Origin of the sequence: Pseudomonas sp. Pc102, assembly GCF_018408275.1 — a bacterium.
GTDB lineage: Bacteria > Pseudomonadota > Gammaproteobacteria > Pseudomonadales > Pseudomonadaceae > Metapseudomonas > Metapseudomonas tohonis.
Genome location: NZ_AP021905.1, coordinates 4,038,364 through 4,056,665, shown reverse-complemented (window position 1 = coordinate 4,056,665; position 18,302 = coordinate 4,038,364). Strand labels below are relative to the sequence as shown.

Annotated in this window: 17 protein-coding genes; 7 read left to right on the top strand and 10 right to left on the bottom strand. The window is 69.9% G+C overall.

Translation table 11 applies throughout. The features are described from left to right. Positions 1 to 6: 6 nt before the first annotated feature. Positions 7 to 771, bottom strand: a complete 765-nt coding sequence (locus tag PHLH3_RS18430) for a DUF2092 domain-containing protein (RefSeq protein ID WP_213625288.1) — start codon at positions 769 to 771, stop codon at positions 7 to 9. 124 nt (positions 772 to 895) lie between these two features. On the opposite strand from PHLH3_RS18430, the gene PHLH3_RS18425 reads away from it, so the two are divergent. Next, on the top strand, positions 896 to 1,792 hold the full coding sequence (locus tag PHLH3_RS18425) for an alpha/beta hydrolase (protein ID WP_213625287.1): 897 nt from the start codon (positions 896 to 898) through the stop codon (positions 1,790 to 1,792). Positions 1,793 to 1,865: 73 nt separating this feature from the next. Continuing rightward, positions 1,866 to 2,462 (top strand): chalcone isomerase family protein, encoded by a 597-nt coding sequence (locus tag PHLH3_RS18420; protein WP_244862907.1) that lies wholly within the window; start codon positions 1,866 to 1,868, stop codon positions 2,460 to 2,462. Positions 2,463 to 2,469: 7 nt separating this feature from the next. On the opposite strand, the gene PHLH3_RS18415 is transcribed toward PHLH3_RS18420, so the two are convergent. Genes PHLH3_RS18415 through PHLH3_RS18400 form a run of 4 tightly spaced genes read right to left on the bottom strand, consistent with a single transcriptional unit; the run spans position 2,470 to position 4,858 of the window. Beyond that, the gene (locus tag PHLH3_RS18415) at positions 2,470 to 2,934 is read right to left on the bottom strand and encodes a DoxX family protein (RefSeq protein WP_213625285.1); all 465 of its coding nucleotides are present in this window, start codon (positions 2,932 to 2,934) and stop codon (positions 2,470 to 2,472) included. 13 nt (positions 2,935 to 2,947) lie between these two features. Next, positions 2,948 to 3,733: a DNA-binding domain-containing protein gene (locus PHLH3_RS18410; protein ID WP_213625284.1), complete on the bottom strand. Its 786-nt coding sequence runs from the start codon at positions 3,731 to 3,733 to the stop codon at positions 2,948 to 2,950. Then, the gene (locus tag PHLH3_RS18405; protein WP_213625283.1) at positions 3,730 to 4,569 is read right to left on the bottom strand and encodes a DUF692 domain-containing protein; all 840 of its coding nucleotides are present in this window, start codon (positions 4,567 to 4,569) and stop codon (positions 3,730 to 3,732) included. The genes PHLH3_RS18410 and PHLH3_RS18405 overlap by 4 nt, the downstream gene beginning before the upstream one ends. Positions 4,570 to 4,585: 16 nt before the next feature. Next, on the bottom strand, positions 4,586 to 4,858 hold the full coding sequence (locus PHLH3_RS18400) for a DUF2282 domain-containing protein (protein ID WP_021217973.1): 273 nt from the start codon (positions 4,856 to 4,858) through the stop codon (positions 4,586 to 4,588). 202 nt (positions 4,859 to 5,060) lie between these two features. Between PHLH3_RS18400 and PHLH3_RS18395 the strand changes: the two genes are divergently transcribed. The 3 genes from PHLH3_RS18395 (at position 5,061) to PHLH3_RS18385 (ending at position 6,950) form a co-directional block, all read left to right on the top strand. Beyond that, complete coding sequence (locus PHLH3_RS18395; protein WP_213625282.1) at positions 5,061 to 5,627, top strand: sigma-70 family RNA polymerase sigma factor; 567 nt, start codon at positions 5,061 to 5,063, stop codon at positions 5,625 to 5,627. Beyond that, positions 5,624 to 6,265, top strand: coding sequence for a DUF1109 domain-containing protein (locus PHLH3_RS18390; RefSeq protein WP_213625281.1), 642 nt, complete (start codon positions 5,624 to 5,626; stop codon positions 6,263 to 6,265). Before PHLH3_RS18395 ends, PHLH3_RS18390 begins: the two co-directional genes overlap by 4 nt. An 82-nt stretch (positions 6,266 to 6,347) precedes the next feature. Next, positions 6,348 to 6,950, top strand: coding sequence for a flavin reductase family protein (locus tag PHLH3_RS18385; protein WP_213625280.1), 603 nt, complete (start codon positions 6,348 to 6,350; stop codon positions 6,948 to 6,950). Positions 6,951 to 7,539: 589 nt separating this feature from the next. On the opposite strand, the gene PHLH3_RS18380 is transcribed toward PHLH3_RS18385, so the two are convergent. After that, the gene (locus tag PHLH3_RS18380) at positions 7,540 to 9,132 is read right to left on the bottom strand and encodes a malate:quinone oxidoreductase (protein ID WP_213625279.1); all 1,593 of its coding nucleotides are present in this window, start codon (positions 9,130 to 9,132) and stop codon (positions 7,540 to 7,542) included. A gap of 388 nt (positions 9,133 to 9,520) precedes the next feature. Next, a complete protein-coding gene (locus PHLH3_RS18375; RefSeq protein ID WP_213625278.1) occupies positions 9,521 to 10,777 on the bottom strand; it encodes an HD-GYP domain-containing protein in 1,257 nt (418 codons plus the stop codon). Between the two features lie 239 nt (positions 10,778 to 11,016). Between PHLH3_RS18375 and atzF the strand changes: the two genes are divergently transcribed. Both atzF and PHLH3_RS18365 read left to right on the top strand, forming a co-directional pair. Then, positions 11,017 to 12,831 carry an allophanate hydrolase gene (atzF, locus tag PHLH3_RS18370; RefSeq protein ID WP_213625277.1) on the top strand — a complete coding sequence of 605 codons (1,815 nt, stop codon included), beginning with the start codon at positions 11,017 to 11,019 and terminating at the stop codon, positions 12,829 to 12,831. A 5-nt stretch (positions 12,832 to 12,836) separates the two neighbouring features. After that, positions 12,837 to 13,559: a GntR family transcriptional regulator gene (locus tag PHLH3_RS18365; RefSeq protein ID WP_213625276.1), complete on the top strand. Its 723-nt coding sequence runs from the start codon at positions 12,837 to 12,839 to the stop codon at positions 13,557 to 13,559. On the opposite strand, the gene PHLH3_RS18360 is transcribed toward PHLH3_RS18365, so the two are convergent. The 3 genes from PHLH3_RS18360 to PHLH3_RS18350 form a co-directional block, all read right to left on the bottom strand. Then, positions 13,546 to 14,040 (bottom strand): DUF1543 domain-containing protein, encoded by a 495-nt coding sequence (locus PHLH3_RS18360; RefSeq protein WP_213625275.1) that lies wholly within the window; start codon positions 14,038 to 14,040, stop codon positions 13,546 to 13,548. The two genes, PHLH3_RS18365 and PHLH3_RS18360, sit on opposite strands and share 14 nt — an antisense overlap. Positions 14,041 to 14,155: 115 nt before the next feature. Next, positions 14,156 to 17,527 carry a PAS domain-containing protein gene (locus PHLH3_RS18355; protein WP_244862906.1) on the bottom strand — a complete coding sequence of 1,124 codons (3,372 nt, stop codon included), beginning with the start codon at positions 17,525 to 17,527 and terminating at the stop codon, positions 14,156 to 14,158. A 278-nt stretch (positions 17,528 to 17,805) separates the two neighbouring features. Further along, positions 17,806 to 18,216 carry a PA2817 family protein gene (locus tag PHLH3_RS18350; protein ID WP_213625274.1) on the bottom strand — a complete coding sequence of 137 codons (411 nt, stop codon included), beginning with the start codon at positions 18,214 to 18,216 and terminating at the stop codon, positions 17,806 to 17,808. Positions 18,217 to 18,302: the final 86 nt, after the last annotated feature.

The window sequence follows — 18,302 nt, the reverse complement described above, 5'->3', positions numbered from 1 at the left end:
TCGTGCTTATCGCGGCGTGCCGTCCATCCCCGCCTGCAACTCCAGCAACGGCACCGGCCTCGCGCCCTCCGGCGGGGTGAAGACGAAGTCGCCGGGGCCGACCATCGGCAGGGTGTCCCAGCGGTAGGTCACGCTGTGGCGCGGGCGTTCGGGCTGGTCGAGGCGGGTCAGCACCATCTTGCAGGGCAGGAGCTCGTCGCCCTGGCGCAGCCATAGCTGCCAATCGAGGCCGGGCTGGCGGTAGGCGTAGTGCTCGCAGGTCTGGTCGCCGACCTGTTCGGTGCCGACGTGCAGGGCGCTGTCGAGGCCGACCCGCTGCGCGGTATCCGGGTGCCATTGGATGAGGTCGGCCAGCGGCAGCTGGATGCCGTAGCGCTCGCCGAGCAGGGCCAGCAATTCCTCCTGGCTGGTGGGCGCCACCTCCCGGCCGAAGTAGCCCTGGCGGCTGTCGTAGAGGGTGAAGTGCTGGCCGTCGTAGAACAGGCTGCGCTGGTACCCGGTTCCAGTCACCTGCACGCGCAGCTTGTCCGGCGCGCTCACCAGCAACCGGGTGCTGGCATGCACCACCAGCGCCTGGCCGTTTTCCAGCAACTGGTCGCTGTCGCTTTCCGCGTCCAGGGCGTACTGCTGCAGGCCGCGCAGGTGTTCGCCCATCTTCACCAGGGCGTCGAGGGCGCCGGGGTCGGGCGCATCCCCATCCGCCGCCCCGGCGTTGCAGGCGATCAGGGTGAAGGCCAGGACTGAGAGCCTGCGTTGGACGGTGCCGGGCATGGCGGGTGACCTCGTCGCGAGCTGGTCGATAGTCCTTAGGTGTGGCAGCCGCCAGGTTGGTTCCAGCGGCGATCGGGCGTTGGCTGGCTAAGCTGTCCCCATCATCGATGCAAGGAGCGGTTTCATGGCGACGAGGACGATCCACAGGGTCGACACGCCCAGCCTCGCGCTGGCCTATGAAGAGCATGGCGCCGGGGACGAGGTGGTGATCCTGCTCCACGGCTTCCCCTACTCGGTACGGGCCTATGACGCCGTGGCCCCGGCCCTGGCCGCGCAGGGGATGCGGGTGTTGGTGCCGTACCTGCGCGGCTACGGCCCCAGCCGTTTTCTCTGCGGCGACACCCCGCGCTCCGGCCAGCAGGCGGCCCTGGGACGTGACCTGCTGGATTTCATGGACGCGCTGGCGATCCCGTGCGCGACCCTGGTGGGCTACGACTGGGGCGGGCGTGCGGCGTGCATCGTCGCCGCGCTCTGGCCGCAGCGGGTGAGGGCGCTGGTGACGGGGGACGGCTACAACATCCAGGATATCGCCGCCTCCGGCACGCCGGCGGCCCCCGAGCAGGAGTTCCGCTACTGGTACCAGTTCTACTTCCACACGCCGCGCGGGCACCTGGGGCTGGAGGCGAACCGCCGTGCACTGTGCCGCCTGCTCTGGCAGCTGTGGTCACCCACCTGGCGCTTCGACGAGACGACCTACGCCGCGACGGCGGAGGCCTTCGACAACCCGGACTTCGTCGAGGTGGTGATCCATTCCTACCGTCATCGCTATGGCTACGCCCCGGGCGACCCGGTGCTGGAGTCCATCGAGCGGCAGCTGGCGGCGCAGCCGGCCATCGGCGTGCCGAGCCTCTCCCTCTGCGGCCTGGACGACGGCGTCGGCCCGCCACCGGAGCAGGACGAGGACACCGTGCATTTCACCGGTCCCTACCAGCGCCGGCTGCTGCCCGGCGTCGGCCACAACATCCCCCAGGAGGCACCGGAGGATGTGGTCGCTGGGGTGCTGGAGCTGCTGCGACGCTAGGTTGGCCGCGAACGGAATATTGCAACCTGGCTTCAGGAGACTGCTCGAATCAACGTCCCAGGAGCAGCCAACCGTGACCACTTACTTCTTCTCGCCATGCCGCCTTCTGGTCGCCGCGCTCATCGGCCTGCTGGGCCTGTCGCAGGCCCTCGCCGATACCTGGCACGAGGCCGTGCCCGACGCGCGGCTGGTGGGCAGCGGCGCCTTCAGCGCCTACGGCTTCCACATCTACGACGCCAGGCTGTGGGCCACCGAGGCGGGGCTTGGCGAGGACCGTCCCTTCGCCCTGGAGCTGACCTACCGGCGCTCCATCAGCCGCGAGACCCTGGTGGAGGCCAGCCTCGATGACCTGCAACGGCTCGGTGGCGAGGCGGTGGATGCGGCCAGGCTGAGCGCCTGGCAGGCGGAGATGGAACGCGCCTTCGTCGATGTCGAGCCCGGCCAGCGCATCACCGGCGTCTACCTGCCCGGTGTCGGTGGGCGCCTCTACGTCGACGGGCGTCCGCCCCACGAGGTTCGCGACCCGCTGTTCGCGCGGACCTTCTTCGGCATCTGGCTGGATGCCCGCACCCAGGACCCGGAGCTGCGCGAGCAGTTGCTCGGCGGCCTGCGACCACCCTTCGAGCCCGGTGCGGCGGTGGTCTCCGACTGCTGCAGGCTGCAGCCCTAGCGGCCGATCAACGCAGGCCCAGGCGGCTGTCCAGCGACCAGGCGCCCGCGCCGCGCCCGACGAGCAGCAGCAGGAGGCCGGCCCAGCTGAGGTGGGTGGACCAGGCGTCGGGGTAGACGAACACCTGGATCACCAGCGTCATGCCCAGCAGCGCCAGTGCCGAGAGGCGGGTGCACAGGCCCAGCACCAGCAGCGACGGGAACAGGTGTTCGGCATAGGTGCCCAGGTGTGCGGCCAGCTCCGGCGGCAGCAGGGGCAGGGCGTATTCGCTGCGGAACAGCTCGTAGGTGCTGTCGGTGATGCTCAGCACCCCCTCCACCTTGGTGCGTCCGGAGAGGAAGAACACCCCGGCGATGCCCAGGCGCGCCACCAGCAACAGCAACGCGTCGGGGAGCAGGGCGTGCAGGCACGCAGCCAGGCTGCGCGGGGCGATGGGGCCGGTCGTGATCGGCTGGGTGTGCGGGGTATCCATGAGGGGGCTCCGGTCAGGTGTCGCACGTGGCGAGCAGGGGCGTGAAGGCGCCGGCCGCCAGCAGGCGGCCGAGCAGGTCGATGAAGTCGAGAGCCGGTTCGGCGGCCAGGGCCAGGCCACTGGCCTCATCCAGCGTCTGGCCCCGGGCGCAGGCGTCGAGGAAGGCGCAGCCTCCCGGGCCCAGTGCCTGCCAGGTCACCTGGCCGCCGCTGCGCCCGAGCAGGGCGCCTTCGCCGCGCCACTCCAGGGTGTCGGGCAGGGGCCGCTCCTCGCGCTGGTGCCGCCAGATGCTGTAGGCCGGCATGTCGGCGCACCAGAACCAGCGCAGTGCCGGTCTCGGCTGCAGGCACAGCTCACCCAGCGCCTCGGGGGCGAGGCCGGCGATGTCGCCGAGCGCGAGCGATGGCCGCTCCGCTGCGGCGAAGACCTCCACCCAGAGGCGGTCCAGCCGCGCCACCGCACCCAGGTAGGGCAACTCGCGGGCCGGCTCGAAGGCGTCGAGGAAGTCGGCGAAACCCTGGCCGTACTCCAGCAACTGCACCGAGGTCGGCGGCGATTGGCGTGCGTACAGCGCCGCCGCGGCACCGAACCAGTCGGCGCCCACCAGGCGTTCCACAGCCGGGAAGTTGGCCCGCAGGGCGTCCACGCAGCCCTTCGCCAGGGTGTTGCGGTAGAGGTCGAAACCGGCCTGGCGGGCGAGGTCGGCCACCAGTCGGCTTTCCGCGCTGTCGGGGGCCAGGGGCGTGCCACGGGCTGCCGCGATGAAGGCGTCCTGGAAGGCCCCGAGGGATAGCGTCATGGCCGTTCCCCGTGGCCGTCCAGTACGGCCTGGGCGATGTCGCGCTCGGCCAGCAGCTCGGCGAACGGGGGGATGTGGTCGTCGCGCTCGATCAGGGTCGGGCGTGGGCCGATGCGTTCGATCAGGCGCCGGTAAAGGGCCCACACGGCCTCGTCGATGGGCGCGTCGTGGGAGTCCACCAGCAGCCCGCTGCCGCCCCCGTCGTGGCTGTGCCCGGCCAGGTGCAGCTCGAGGATGGCCTCGGCGGGGAAGGCATCCACGTAGCCCGCCGGGTCGAAATCCAGGTTGTGCGCGCTCACCTGCACGTTGTTCAGGTCCAGCAGCAGCCCGCAGCCGCTGCGCCGGCTGAGTTCGGCGAGGAAGTCGATCTCCGGGTACGGGTGGCCGTCCATGCGCAGGTAGTGGCTGGGGTTCTCGATGGCGATGCGCCGCCCCAGGACGTCCTGGGTACGGGCGATGTTGTCGCTGATGCGGACCAGCGCCGCCTCGGTACGGGGGAAGGGCAGCAGGTCCGGGTTGTAGGCACCGCGCCAGGTTGACCAGGCGAGGTGCTCGGATATCAGGGCCGGCCGTACCCGGTCCGCCAGGGCGCGCAGGCGCCGCAGGTGGGCCGGGTCGGGCGGGCAATCCGCCGCCAGGGACAACGACACCCCGTGCAGCGAGAGCGGGTGGCGTGTGCCTATGGCCTGCAGCCAGTCCAGGCGGGGGCCGCCGTCGACCCAGTAGTTCTCCGGATGCACTTCGAACCACAAGCCCGTTGCCGTGCAGGCGTGGGCCTGTTCGTAGTGCTCGGGCTTGAGGCCCAGTCCGGCGCCCAGCGGCGCATGGCGTTGCATGGTCGACGGCCGGCGGTCAGGACTTGATCGGGGTCAGCGAGCCCATGCCGTTGGGCGTCTTGATCGAGGTGCAGGTGCCGGCCGGGACGTTCTTCCAGGCGTCGCCCTGGTAGTCCTTCTTCGAGGTGCCCGCGCAGCTGGTGCCGGCGCCGGCCTTGCAATCGTTCTGCCCGGCCATGGCCACGCCGTAGCACTTCTCCATGGCGCCGGGCTTGGCGTCGGCGGCGACGGCACCGCCGGCGAGGGTGGCGAGGGCCAGGGCGGCAGCGGTGAGAGCGATGTTGTTCATGTCGTATCTCCAGTTTCCATTGAGGGTGGCGACCGGCCTTTCACCGGTGGCTCGAGGGGTAATTCGCCGGCACCTCGCCTCCGGTTACAGCCCGCCGAAATTTTTTTGAGATTTTTTTCGCCGCGCCCTAACGTGTGTCGCCCGCAGCGCGGCGGATGCCGACGGCGGGAGAATTTCATCCGGGGTGTAACCAGGGCGGTCGATGAAGCGAACTAGTGATCAAGAGGCACTGGAAGCACGGGAGGCCGGACTGCAGGCGCTGCTGCTCAGGGGGCTTGCGGGCGAGGCGGCTGCGTACCGGGATTTCCTCGGCCAGCTCGGCGCCCACCTGCGGGCCTTCCTGATGCGTCGCCTACGGCAGCCGAGCGATTGCGAGGACCTGGTGCAGGAGGTGCTGCTGGCCGTGCACAACGCCCGCCACACCTACCGTGCCGACCAGCCGGTGACGGCCTGGGTACAGGCCATCGCACGCTACAAGCTGGCCGACCATTTCCGCGCCCGTGGCCGGCGCGAGGCCTTGCACGACCCGCTGGACGAGGAAGGCCTGTTCGACGAGGCCGACGCGGAGCCGGGCGAGGCCAGTCGTGACCTGGGGCGCTTGCTGGAGCGGCTGCCCGACAAGCAGCGCCTGCCGATCATCCACGTGAAGCTGGAGGGCCTCTCGGTGGAGGAAACCGCCCGGCTCACCGGACTTTCCAGTTCTGCCGTCAAGGTCGGCATACACCGCGGGCTCAAGGTGCTCGCGGACATGATTCGAGGTAAGCGATGAAGACCGATGACCTGATTGCGATGCTCGCCAGCGGCAACCCGGAGGTACCCCTGGCCCGCTCGGCCCGGCGTTTCGCCCTGGCGCTCGGCTGCGGCCTGGTGGGGGCGCTGGTGCTGATGGCCTGTTTCTTCGGCGTGCGCAAGGACCTGGCCGAGGTGGCCGCCACTCCCCTGTTCTGGGCCAAGGTGGCGCTGCCCATGGTGCTGGCGCTGGGTGCGCTCTGGGCCAGTGGCCGGCTGGCGCGGCCGGGCGTGCCGGTGGGCGCGCGCTGGGCCGCCATCGCGTTGCCCCTGGTGCTGGTCTGGGGGGCGAGCCTGGTGCTGCTGGCGGCGCTGCCCGCCGGGGACAGGCTGGCGGTCGTGCTCGGCAGCACGTGGCGGACCTGCCCGCTGAACATCGCCCTGCTCTCGGTGCCGGCCTTCATCGCGGTGAACTGGGCCCTGCGCGGCCTCGCACCCACCCGGCTGCGCCTCGCCGGGGCCGCCGGCGGCCTGCTCGCCGGGGCACTGGCGACGCTGGTCTACTGCCTGCACTGCCCGGAGATGGCGGTGCCGTTCTGGGGCGTCTGGTACGTGCTGGGCATGGCGCTGCCGACCCTCGCCGGCTGGCTGCTGGGGCCGCGCCTGCTGCGCTGGTGAGCCGGCACCGCCGGGCTTGCTCTCCGGCTTCGCCCTGGTGCAGGCTGCGCCGTCCCCTTTCGCAGCTTCCCGGAGCCCTGCCATGTCCGTCGATCACCGCCGTCCCGTTCCGCTGGCCAAGGCCTATCGCCTGATCAACCACGGCCCCACCGTGCTGGTCAGCGCCGCTCATGGCGGCAAGCGCAACGTCATGGCGGCCGCCTGGGCGATGGCCCTGGACTTCGAGCCGCCCAAGGTCTCCGTGGTGCTCGACAAGTCCACCTGGACCCGCCGCCTGCTGGAAGCCTCCGGCAGCTTCGTGCTCAACGTGCCGGCGCGCTGCCAGGTCGACCTGGTGCAGACGGTTGGTTCCAGCTCCGGGCAGACCCTCGACGAGGCGGGGCGCGACAAGTTCGACGCCTATGGCATCGCCACCTTCCCCGGTGCACAGGTGCCGGCGCCGCTGGTGGAGGGTTGCGTGGCCTGGCTGGAATGCCGCCTGCTGCCAGAGCCGCACATCCAGGAACGCTATGACCTGTTCCTCGGCGAGGTGGTGGCCGCCTGGGCCGATTCGCGGGTGTTCAGCGACGGCCGCTGGCATTTCGAGGGGCATGACGACCTGCGCACCCTGCACCATGTGGCGGGTGGGCATTACCTGGTGATCGGCGAAGGCGTCGGCGGGAAGGAGTTGCCGCTCAAGGGGTGAGGGCTTTCCGTTGGATGTGGGAGTGGTTTCAACCGCGAAAAGCATCGCGAATGAAGTCGCTCTGTCTGCGTCAAGTGTTGCGAGAAGGTTTTTGGCCAAGCCGGTTGCCGAGCTTTGCTGATGTTTCTGGTTTCGCCCCCCGGGCGAGTCACTTTTCTCAATCGTCGGGATGCCGAACCACAGAAAAGTAACCAAAAGCGCTTGCCCCTGCATACGGGTCTGGCTTCGCCAGACTCCCCTCGCTCCATCATCGTTTCAGGGGCCCGGTACGCCTTTCGCGACATCCATGTCGCTCAACCCCTGAAACGACGATTGCGCTCGGCCTCCTGAAGGGGCGTTTGGCCGCCGCTCCAACCTCGTCGCCAGAATCTTCATCGATGTGCGCATCACGTTCGTGGTGCAACGGCTTGCGTAGGGTGGCGTAGAGCGAAGCGAAACCCACGCGGTGGATGTGACAGGGAGTCATACATGCCCGGAAAGCACCAGGCTTGACGCTTCGCATCAAGTTCACAGCAGCTAACGCAGACAAAGCCAATGAATGGGCTGCCACAGGGGGAGACGCCCCACCCGGGAGGGTGGGGCGGTTGCATCACTCGGCGGTGGTGGCCGGGGCGCTTTCTTCCGGCTGGACGGGGATGAAGTCCAGCTGCAGGCGCTCATGGCTCCAGGCGCGGGTGGCGTTGGTCAGCTCGAGGTCATCGTTCAGCTTGCGGCCGTAGGAGGGGATGATCGCCTTCAGGCGGGCCTGCCAGGCGTCGCTCTTCATCTTCTCGGGGAAGGTCTTCTCCAGCACGCTGAGCATGATCGGCGCGGCGGTGGAAGCACCCGGGGATGCGCCCAGCAGCGCGGCGATGGAGCCGTCGGCGGCACTCACCACTTCGGTGCCGAACTGCAGCACGCCGCCTTTCTCGGCGTCCTTCTTGATCACCTGCACGCGCTGGCCGGCCTGGATCAGCTCCCAGTCGGCGTCCTGTGCATCGGGGAAGTACTCGCGCAGGGCGTTCATGCGGTCGTCCTGGTCGAGCATGAGCTGGCCGATCAGGTACTGGCTGAGGTCCATGTTGTCGATGCCGGCGTTGGTCATCGGGCCGATGTTGCCGGTGGTGATGGCGCTGAACATGTCCATGTGCGAGCCGTTCTTGAGGAACTTGGTGGAGAAGGTGGCGAAGGGGCCGAACAGCAGCACCTCCTGGCCATCGACCACGCGGGTGTCCAGGTGCGGCACGGACATGGGCGGCGAGCCGACCGAGGCCTTGCCGTAGAGCTTGGCGTGGTGGCGCGCGACGATGTCCTGGTTGCGGGTCATCAGGAAGGAGCCGCCCACCGGGAAGCCGGCGTAGCCGTCGGCCTCGGGGATGCCGGATTTCTGCAGCAGCTTGAGGGCACCGCCGCCGGCACCGATGAACACGAAGCGGGCATTGACCGCGCGCTCCTCGCCACCCTTGGCCAGGTCGGCGACCACCACTTTCCAGGTGCCGTCTTCGTTGCGCACGATGTCGCGCACTTCATGGCCGAGGTTGAGCTTGAAGTTGGGCGACTCGGACAGCGAGCCGAACAGCTGGCGGGTGATCTCGCCGAAGTTGACGTCGGTGCCGATGGGCATGCGGGTGGCGGCGATCTTCTGGTCCTGGGCGCGGTTCTCCATCACCAGCGGCACCCACTGGGCGATCTGCGCGTGGTCCTCGCTGTACTGCATGCCGCGGAACAGCGGGCTGTGCTGCAGGGCCGCGTGGCGTTTCTTCAGGTAGGCGACGTTGTCGTCGCCCCAGACGAAGCTCATGTGCGGCACGGTGTTGATGAAGGCGCGGGGGTTCTTCAGCACGCCCTGGTCGATCTGGTAGGCCCAGAACTGCTTGGAGATCTCGAAGGATTCGTTGATCGCCACGGCCTTGCTGATGTCGATGCCGCCGTCGGCGGTCTCGGGGGTGTAGTTCAGCTCGCAGAAGGCGGAGTGGCCGGTGCCGGCGTTGTTCAGGGCGTTGGAGCTTTCCTCGGCGACCTGGTCCAGGCGCTCGAAGGTCTCGATCTTCCAGTCGGGCTCCAGCTCGTGCAGGTAGGTGCCGAGGCTGGCGCTCATGATGCCGCCGCCGATCAGCAGCACGTCCAGGGGTTTCTCGGAGGAGTCGGGCTGGGAGCAGCCCATGACGCTCAGGCACAGGAGCGCCAGCAGTAGTTTCTTCATATACCAACCGTCCAGATTTCGAGCATGGCCTGCCGCCCCGGGGGCACGCGGATCGACGGTTCTCGGCCAGGGTGGCGGGAGTGACGTCTTCCTGGGCTGGCGGCCCTGCATTCTTCGTGGCCGGGGCGTGTGCGGCGCCCCGGTCAGGCGCCTCGGCGCCCTGCATCCGGTAGCTGTTCGCCACCGTGGGCGGCCGATAAAGCAAGGAGCGTGCCCGGTGGCTGCAGGCCAGGCGCCACGCGGGTCCGGCGGCCTGGCGGCGGCATGTAGTGGCGGGAGTCCGCCATTACAGGGGCTGGCCTGAGGGAATCCGGGCGGAATTTCGCCCGGCCGGTCGTGGCCGGCCCCCCCGGGGCGCCGTACGAACGATCGGCGATCGCAGGGGTGTTCAGCCCCGGGTGCGCGGGTCCACGTAGTAGGTCACCTGCTGGCGCGGGTCGAGGTACTCCAGGGCCTCCGGCGGCACCTGGGCGGGGCGGACGCTGCGGGCGATGGCGATCGACGCTTCGTGCTCGAGATTGACGATCAGCGCTTCCTCCTTCGGCACCTTGGGGTCGAAGAGGATCAGCGTCGGCTTCAGCGGCAGCGTCGGGTGCATGCCCAGCACCAGGCCGTAGCGATCGTCCTGCAGCTGCACCAGGCTGCCCGGCGGGTAGACGCCCATGCAGCGGATGAAGGCCTTGAGCATCACCTCGTCGAAGCGCTGGCGGTACTGCCCGTACATGCGCGACAGGGCCTCGTGGGGGCTGAGGCCGTCGCGCGGGTTGAGCGGGTTGCACAGGTTGTCGAAGTGGTTGGTGATGCACACCACCCGGCTCAGGCGGCCGATGCCGGCTTCGTGCAGCTGCCGGGGGTAGCCGCTGCCGTCGCAGTGCTCGTGGTGCTCGTGGATGATCCGTTGCACCTCGTCGTCGAGCATCAGTTGCTGGCTGCGGCGCAGGCCGAAGTCGGTGTGCATCTGCAGCAGTTGCTGCTCGGGGCGGGTCAGCGGCTCGGGCTTGAGCAGCACCTTGCTGGGCACGTCCATCTTGCCGATGTCGTGGAGCAGGGCGCCGAGGCCGAGGCTGTGGCAGGCCTCGCTGTCGTAGCCGAGCTGGCGGCCGAGCATCACCGACAGCACGGTGACGTTCAGCGAGTGGAAGTAGGCGTCTTCGGCGGGCTTGCCGTTGATGCTGTGCAGGGCGGCGCCATCTTCGCCGAGTACCGAGGCCACCAGGTCGCCGACCACCTGGCCGGCCTGCTTCAAGGCCTCTTCGGGCTGGCTGCGCAGGGTCTGGTTGAGCTGCTTCACCTGCTGGCTGGCGTGGATGAACTTGCGGTCCACCTCCGCCAGGCGCTTGCGCAGCTTGCTGAGCTTGACCACCCGTTCCTGGCGGGCGATGTCCTCGGGGCTGGGCGCGGGCGCTTCGGGTTCCTGAGGGGCAGGCGGGGCTTCGGGCTCCAGGTCCAGGGGCTGGCAATCGCTGCGTGCCGGGTCGTAGCGCAGGCGCTTGAGGCCCAGCTCGCGAAGCGCCTTGATCTGCGCCTCATCCTTGATCTTGAAGTTGCTGAAGGTGAAATCGTGCTCCCACCAGCCCAGTTCGAGCTGGATGTAGAGGCCGACGCAAAGCTGGTCCGGCGTGATGTAGGAGGGCGTTGCTGACATTCCGTGGCTCGGGTACTGGCTAAGTGATGGCAGTCTAGCGGTTTGGCTCCGCCGGGGCAGCCCCGTCGCACGTTCGGTGACGGGCACCAAAAACATGCAGGATTGCACCGAATTATGGCGCGGGCATGGCTCGATCCTTCCCTGTCTCGTTCGAACGGCCCGGTTTCATGGGGTTCAGCATAGTTGGTCCGCGGGTTGCAGGGCTGCCGCCACAACTTGGATACAAGATGGAGCGCCCGATGCAGACCCCCGACCGGCAACCCCAAGGCTGGACCCTCGATGACTGGCGCGATGCCTACGCCAGCGAGCGGATCACCCCGCAGATCCTCTTCGAATGGCTGCAGGGCCTGCGCGCTGACGATCCCGCCTGGATCGTGCTGGCCAGCGATGCACAGCTCGGTGATCGCCTGGCGACCCTGGAGGCGCAGCTGGTGGCCGTGGGCGGCGTCCGCAGCCGTCTGCCGCTTTACGGGGTGCCCTTCGCCATCAAGGACAACATCGATGCGGCCGGCTGGCGCACCAGCGCGGCCTGCCCCGAGTTCGCCTACCTGGCCGAAGAGGACGCCACCGTGGTCGCGCGCCTGCAGGCGGCCGGCGCGGTGCTGGTGGGCAAGACCAACCTCGACCAGTTCGCCACCGGCCTGGTGGGCACCCGCTCGCCCTTCGGCGCGGTGCCCAACGCCTTCGATGCCGATTACGTCAGCGGCGGGTCCAGCTCCGGGTCCGCCTCGGTGGTGGCGCGCGGCCTGGTGGCGTTCTCCCTCGGTACCGACACCGCCGGTTCCGGCCGGGTGCCGGCCGGTTTCAACAATATCGTCGGCCTCAAGCCGACCAAGGGCTGGCTCTCCACCCACGGGCTGGTGCCGGCGTGCCGCACCCTGGACTGCATCTCGGTGTTCGCCCTGACGGTGGCGGACGCCGAATGCGTCGCCGAGATCGCCGGCGGCTTCGATGCCGCGGACGCCTATTCGCGGCGCAACCCCGGGCGCGCCCCGGTGGCCATCGGCGCCAGGCCGCGCCTGGCGGTGCCGCAGTCGCTGGAGTTCTTCGGCGATACCGCCAACCAGGCGGTGTTCGAGCGTGCCCTGGAGCACCTGGCCGGGCTCGGGGCGGAGCTGGTGCCCATCGACTTCACGCCCTTCCGCGAGCTGGCCGAGCAGCTCTACCAGGGGGCCTGGGTGGCCGAGCGCACCGTCGCGCTGGCGGGGATGCTGGAGCGCGCCCCGCAAGCGATCAACCCGGTGGTGCGCGGTATCGTCGCCAACGGCCTGGGCTACAGCGCCTGCGACGCCTACCGCGCGGAATACCGCCGCGCCGAACTGGCGCGGCGCATCGAGCAGGCCCTGGAGGGCTTCGACGCGCTGGTGGTGCCCACCTCGCCGACCCTGCGCACCCTGGCGCAGATGGAGGCGGAACCGGTGCTCTACAACAGCCAGTTCGGCACCTACACCAACTTCACCAACCTCGCCGACCTCAGCGCGCTGGCGCTGCCGGCGGGGTTCCGCGACGACGGCCTGCCGGCCGGCATCACCCTGATCGCCCCGGCCTGGCACGACCGGGCCCTGGCGTCCCTGGGCAAGCGCTGGCAGGCGAGCCTCGGCCTGCCCCTGGGTGCCACCGGCCGCCCCCTGGCACCCGCCGCCGCGCCCACCCAGGCGCCCGGCAGCGTGCGCGTGGCGGTGGTGGGCGCGCACCTCACCGGCATGCCGCTGAATGCCCAGCTCACCACCCGCGATGCGGTGCTGGTGGAGCAGACCCTGACCGCACCGACCTACCGCCTCCACGCGCTGCCCGGCTCGGTGCCGCCCAAGCCGGGGCTGGCCCGCGCCGCCGAAGGCGCGTCGATCATCGTCGAGCTGTGGGACATCCCCCTGGCGCGCTTCGGCGAGTTCGTCGCCGAGATCCCGCCGCCGCTGGGCATCGGCAACCTGCAGCTGGAGGACGGGCGCTGGGTCAAGGGTTTCATCTGCGAGCCCTGGGCACTGGCCGATGCCGAGGACATCACCGCCTTCGGTGGCTGGCGCGCCTACATCGCCAGCCGCGCGCCGGCCTGAGGCGCATGGAGGCTGCGCCAGGGCGTGCCGGTCGCCCGCAAAGCCTGGTGGACGGCATCTACCAGCGGCTCAAGGAGGACATCTCCGAATTCCGCCTGCTGCCCGGCGACCGCTTCAGCGAAGGCGAGGTGGCCGGGCGCATGGCGGCCAGCCGTACTCCGGTGCGCCAGGCCCTGTACCGGCTCGAGCGCGAGGGCTACCTGGAGGTGCATTTCCGCAGTGGCTGGCAGGTCAGGCCCTTCGACTTCGAGCGCTTCGAGGCGCTCTACGATCTGCGCATCATCCTCGAGCTGGCAGCGGTGGAGCGCCTGTGCCGGCGTGCCGGCGAGCGGCCGGGCCCGTTGTCCGGGCTCTGCCGCACCTGGCAGGTGGAGGAGGGCGAGCGCCTGGTCGATGGCCGTGCGGTGGCGGAGCTCGACGAGGCCTTCCACTGCCAGTTGGTGGCCGCCGCCGGCAATGCCGAGATGGCCCGCGTGCACCGCGAGCTGAGCGAGCGCATCCGCATCGTCCGGCGCCTGGATTTCACCCAGGCGCAGCGGGTGGCGGCGACCTACGAGGAGCACGGGCACATCCTCGCCGCCATGCTCGACGGGTGTTGTGCGCAGGCGCAGCAGCTACTGCGCGAGCACGTGGAGCGGAGCAAGGCACAGGTGCGTGGCATCACCCAGCAGCGCCTGTGGGCGGCCCGCCAGCGCGAGGCGGCGGGGGCGCCGGTCAGGACAGGATGACGTAGTCGCTGCGCTGGGTGATGCCCCGGTGCTCGCCCTCGACCAGCTGCACGTAGCGGCCGTCCACCTGGTCGATGGGGATGCAGTCGTCGACGTCCAGCAGGGCGTCGGTGTGGGGCTTGTCCCAGTTCGCCAGCATGCGTCGCTTGCCCTTCTCCTTGGCTTCGGCCTTGTCCCGCGCCACCACCAGGAGGTAGCGGTGGGCTTCGCCGAAGGCGCCGGGCTCGTAGCCGCCGAGGTTGATGAAGAACAGTCGCGGCGCACCGGCGGCGGGAGCGCAGGCCCCCAGGCTGACGCGGTAGCCGTCGACGCCTTCGATGGCCATCCAGGAGTCGATGTGCAGGCCGGCGGGGCTGCCGAACCATTCCTGGCGCAATTGCGGGTGGGTTGCTTCGATGGTGTCGGCGAAGGCGAACACCACGTCATGGACTTCGATCTTGGCCCGGGGGTGTTTGCCCCCGAGCATCACGACGAACAGCATTATCGGTCCTGGCAGGTCGGTCGGGCCCGGCATCCTGTGCCGGGCGGGGTCGCCATGTTAAGGCGCCGCCGCGTCCGGGTGGTAGCGCCGTCCGGCGCCTGGACGAAGGGTCGGCTCAGGCGCAGGGGGCGTTGCGGGTGGCCAGCCCGGCGACGGCGTCGGCGAGCTGCTGCTGGGTGAAGGGCTTGGACAGGCGCGGCAGGTCCAGGCGCACGCCGGCCGGCAGTTCGGCGTAGCCCGAGACCATCAGCACCGGCAGGCCGGGGCGTCGCGAGCGCACCTCCAGCGCCAGTTGTGCGCCGGTCATGTAGGGCATGGCGTGGTCGGTCACCAGCAGGTCGAAGGCCTCGCGCTCCAGCAGTTCCAGGGCCTCCTGAGCGGAGTGGGCGGTGAGCACGCGGTGGCCGAGGTCCTCGAGCATCTCGGCGGTATTGGTCAGCACCAGGTCGTCATCGTCCACGGCGAGGATCGACAGGCCGGCGGTAGGCGCGTCATCGAGCGCTTCGCAGACCTCGGGCGACGGCCGCGACGCCTGCTCGTGCGGCCACTCCTGCGCCGGCAGCCAGATTTCCGCCGTGGTGCCGTGCCCGGGCGTGCTGCGCAGGCGCAGGAAGCCGCCGGACTGCTCGGCGAAGCCGTGGACCATGGACAGGCCGAGGCCGGTGCCCTTGCCGATGCCCTTGGTGGTGAAGAAGGGCTCGGTGGCGCGCTTGAGGGTGGCCTCGTCCATGCCCTCGCCGTTGTCGGTCACGGCCAGGCACAGGTAGCGCCCGGGCGTGAGGCCGTCGCCCGGCGGCGCGGCCTCCTCGCGGGCGGCGATGGAGATGCGGCCCTGGCCGCCCATGGCATCGCGCGCGTTCACGGCGAGGTTGAGCAGGGCGGATTCCAGTTGGTTGGGGTCGGTCTCCACCGGTGGCAGTTGCAGCGGGAACAGGGTTTCCACGGCGATGGTGGAGCCCAGCGCGCTCTGCAGCAGGTCGGTCATGTCCTCCACCAGCTGGCGCAGGTCGATGCGCTCGCGGCGCAGCTCCTGGCGCCGGGCGAAGGCGAGCATGCGGGTGGTCAGCGAGGCGCCGCGCTCGGCGGCGGCGCGGGCGTTGTCCAGCAGGCGCAGCAGCGGGGCCTCGTGGGGCATGCGCCGGCGCAGCAGTTCCAGGCTGCCGAGCACCGCCATCAGCAGGTTGTTGAAGTCATGGGCGATGCCGCCGGTGAGGTTGCCGATGGCCTCCATCTTCTGCACCTGCTGCAGGGCCTGCTCGGCCTTGACCCGCGCGGTCTTCTCCACCGCCTCGGGGACCATGGCGACCACCTCGCCGGTGTCGCTGAGCACCGGGCGCAGGGAAAAGTCGAACAGCCGGGTGCCGCCGGGCAGCTCCAGGGCCATGCCGAGGTTGGCGGTGGCGCCGGTGGCGACCCGCTGCACCGCCGCGCGGATGGTTTCGGGCATGCCGGGGGTGCCGGTGAACCAGGGGGTTTCCCAGAAGGGCCGGCCGGCCACTTCCTCCAGGCTGGCGTCGATGCCGGCCAGGGCGGTGGCGTTGAAGTGCAGCACCTCGCCACTGGCGGCGATCAGCCCCTGGTAGAGGTGCGAGGTCTCGAAGATGGTGCGGATGCTGGCCTCGCTCTGGGCCAGGGCGGCGGTGCGCTCGTCCACCTTGGCTTCCAGTTCCGCGCGGAAGCGGCGCTCGCCGTCACGGGCCTCCATCTCCGAGCGCACCCGCTCGATGTGCGCCCAGGAGCGCTCGGTCACCTCGGTGAGCAGGGCCAGTTCCTTGTGCGTCCAGTTGCGCGGCACGCTGTCATGGATGGCCATCAGCGCGGTGAGGCGGCCGCCCTTGACCAGGGGCAGGCAGATGGTCGCCGCCAGGCCGATGGCCAGGAAGGTGGCGGCCTCCTCGGGGGGCAGCTGGCCGCGGTTGTCGTCCAGGACCAGCGGCAGCCCGGCGCCGAGGCGTTGCACCGCCAGTTGGCCGAAATCGGAAAGGTGATAGTGGCCGACGATGCTCTGGCTGCCCGGGGCGGCCCAGTCGCCGCGGATGGTGAAGCCGTCGCCGTCGGGGTCCATGTCGGCGTAGGCGCAGACGGCCACGCCCAGGTGCTCGCCGAGCATGCGGGTGGTGATGGCGAGGATCTGGTCGGCATCGACGCTGCGGGAGGTTTCCTTGCCGAGGGCGTCGAGGAACAGCAGCCGCGCCTCGTTCTCGCGCAGGGCGTCCTCGGCCAGGTGGCGCCCGGTCATGTCGCTGGCGGCACCGAACCATTCGCTGATCTCGCCGTCGGCATCCAGCAAGGGCACGGCACGGGAGAAGGTCCAGCCCAGGCAGCCATCGAGCAGGTACACGCGGTGCTCCAGCTGGAAGATGCCTTTGGTGCGCACGGCCTGGTCGATGGCCGCGCGCACCCGGGGCTGGTCCTCGGCGGGGATGTAGTCCTGCAGCCAGTTGGCGGTGGGGCGGCGGAGGTCGGCGATCAGGCCCTTGCCGTCGAGGCGGCGCATCTCGGTCCAGTGCGGGTCCATGCGAAAGAGCATGTCGGAGGAGGCGTTGACCAGCGCGCGGAAGCGCTCCTCGCTCTTGCGCACGCGGGCCTCGGCGGCGGCGCGCTCGGTGGTGTCCTGGCCCTCGACGAAGATGGCGGTGACCCGGCCCTGGCCATCCACCACCGGCTGGTAGACGAAGTCGAGCACGCGCTCTTCCTCGGCGCCGCCGGGTTCGCGTTGCAGCATGACGTGCACGCCGGTTCCGACATAGGCCTTGCCGCTGGTGCGGACCTGGTCGAGCAGCTCGATGAAGCCTTGTCGCTCCACCTCCGGCAGGGCCTCGCGCAGGGGGCGGCCGATCAGGTCGCGGTCGCCCACCAGGCGGCGGTAGACAGGGTTGGCCAGCTCGAACACGTAGTCCGGCCCGGCGAGCAGCGCCATCAGCCCCGGCGCCTGTTCGAACAGGCTCTGCAGGCGGCTGCGTTCGGCGCGCACGTGCTGTTCGGCGCGGACCCGCTCGGTGGTCTCGACGACGATGGCGATCACCCCGGCGGGGCGGCCGCTCTCGTCCAGCACGGGCGAGTAGTCGAGGTTCATCCACACCGATTCGGGGCGGCCGTTGCGGTGCAGGGTGAGCTCCTGGTCCTTGTAGGCGAGGGTGCCGCCGGCCAGGCCGACCTTCATGACGTTGTCGTTGAAGTCGGCGACCTCCGGCCAGCCCTTGCGCACCTCCGAGCCCAGCAGTTGCGGGTGGCGGCCACCGGCGAACACCGAGTAGGCGTCGTTGTAGATCATGGTGCCGGCCTCGCCCCAGAGCAGGACGATGGGCACCGGCGAGAGCAGCAGCATGCCGGTGACGGTCTTCAGGCTCTGCGGCCAGCCTTCGATGGGCCCCAGGGGCGTGGCGGCCCAGTCGTGGGCATTGATCAGGCGGCCCAGCTCACCGCTGCCGGGCAGGAAGTAGGGGGTCGGGGCGCCGTCGGGACGGCGGGTGGCATCATCGGTCATCGGCTGGCGGGTCCGGAGCACGGGGGTGGCGGCTGGGGAGCGGGCCCATGGGGCCTAGCGTTTCGGCAGCATGGCGGCGGGAAAGTTGCGCCCCGAGCCACGGATTCACTCGCCGCACGCAGGCGGGTCGCGGTGCAGGCCGGGCCCGGTGGGACGCCGTTCGGGCGATGACGGTGCCTGCATGGCGGCGGGCATATCGGTGGGGCGCGGCCCGGATTTCGGTCCGGGACGGCGGCGGCTCCATTCCCGTGCCGGGCACGGGCCATGGGCGCGAGGGATCAGTGCTTGCCGCTTTCGTCGGGCAGGGCGAGGAATTGCTTTTCCTGGTTCCAGTCGAAGGGTTCGTCGTTTTCCTCGGCTTCGAAGCGGCGCTCGTCGAGGCGCTGGAACAGGGCGATCTCTTCGTCGGGCATGAAGTGCAGGCAATCGCCGCCGAAGAACCACAGCAGGTCACGGGGGACCAGGTGGGCGATCTGCGGGTAGCGGTGGAAGACCTGGGCGATCAGGTCCTGGCCCAGGTAGAGGCTGGATTCCGGGTCGCGCGGCAATTCGCTCATCAGCTCGTCGAAGCGCTCGACGAACAGGGCATGGTTCTCTTCGGGGACCTGCTCGGCTTCGCCCAGGGCGACCAGGATGCCGCGCAGGTGGGCGAGCAGGGCGAGGTGGTGGTCGAGGTAGGGATTGGCCATGGCGTGCGTCCTGGGGCGGAATGGAAACGGGCGCGGAGTATAAGTCCCTCCGCGCCCGCTGTCCCGCCCGCCTGGCCGGGTGGTGG

Bases quoted from the DNA above. Each gene is read 5' to 3' on its own strand.
- PHLH3_RS18430 (WP_213625288.1), bottom strand. From the start codon at position 771: ATGCCCGGCACCGTCCAACGCAGGCTCTCAGTCCTGGCCTTCACCCTG.
- PHLH3_RS18425 (WP_213625287.1), top strand. From the start codon at position 896: ATGGCGACGAGGACGATCCACAGGGTCGACACGCCCAGCCTCGCGCTG.
- PHLH3_RS18415 (WP_213625285.1), bottom strand. From the start codon at position 2,934: ATGGATACCCCGCACACCCAGCCGATCACGACCGGCCCCATCGCCCCG.
- PHLH3_RS18410 (WP_213625284.1), bottom strand. From the start codon at position 3,733: ATGACGCTATCCCTCGGGGCCTTCCAGGACGCCTTCATCGCGGCAGCC.
- PHLH3_RS18405 (WP_213625283.1), bottom strand. From the start codon at position 4,569: ATGCAACGCCATGCGCCGCTGGGCGCCGGACTGGGCCTCAAGCCCGAG.
- PHLH3_RS18400 (WP_021217973.1), bottom strand. From the start codon at position 4,858: ATGAACAACATCGCTCTCACCGCTGCCGCCCTGGCCCTCGCCACCCTC.
- PHLH3_RS18395 (WP_213625282.1), top strand. From the start codon at position 5,061: ATGAAGCGAACTAGTGATCAAGAGGCACTGGAAGCACGGGAGGCCGGA.
- PHLH3_RS18390 (WP_213625281.1), top strand. From the start codon at position 5,624: ATGAAGACCGATGACCTGATTGCGATGCTCGCCAGCGGCAACCCGGAG.
- PHLH3_RS18385 (WP_213625280.1), top strand. From the start codon at position 6,348: ATGTCCGTCGATCACCGCCGTCCCGTTCCGCTGGCCAAGGCCTATCGC.
- PHLH3_RS18380 (WP_213625279.1), bottom strand. From the start codon at position 9,132: ATGAAGAAACTACTGCTGGCGCTCCTGTGCCTGAGCGTCATGGGCTGC.
- PHLH3_RS18375 (WP_213625278.1), bottom strand. From the start codon at position 10,777: ATGTCAGCAACGCCCTCCTACATCACGCCGGACCAGCTTTGCGTCGGC.
- atzF (WP_213625277.1), top strand. From the start codon at position 11,017: ATGCAGACCCCCGACCGGCAACCCCAAGGCTGGACCCTCGATGACTGG.
- PHLH3_RS18365 (WP_213625276.1), top strand. From the start codon at position 12,837: ATGGAGGCTGCGCCAGGGCGTGCCGGTCGCCCGCAAAGCCTGGTGGAC.
- PHLH3_RS18360 (WP_213625275.1), bottom strand. From the start codon at position 14,040: ATGCTGTTCGTCGTGATGCTCGGGGGCAAACACCCCCGGGCCAAGATC.
- PHLH3_RS18355 (WP_244862906.1), bottom strand. From the start codon at position 17,527: ATGACCGATGATGCCACCCGCCGTCCCGACGGCGCCCCGACCCCCTAC.
- PHLH3_RS18350 (WP_213625274.1), bottom strand. From the start codon at position 18,216: ATGGCCAATCCCTACCTCGACCACCACCTCGCCCTGCTCGCCCACCTG.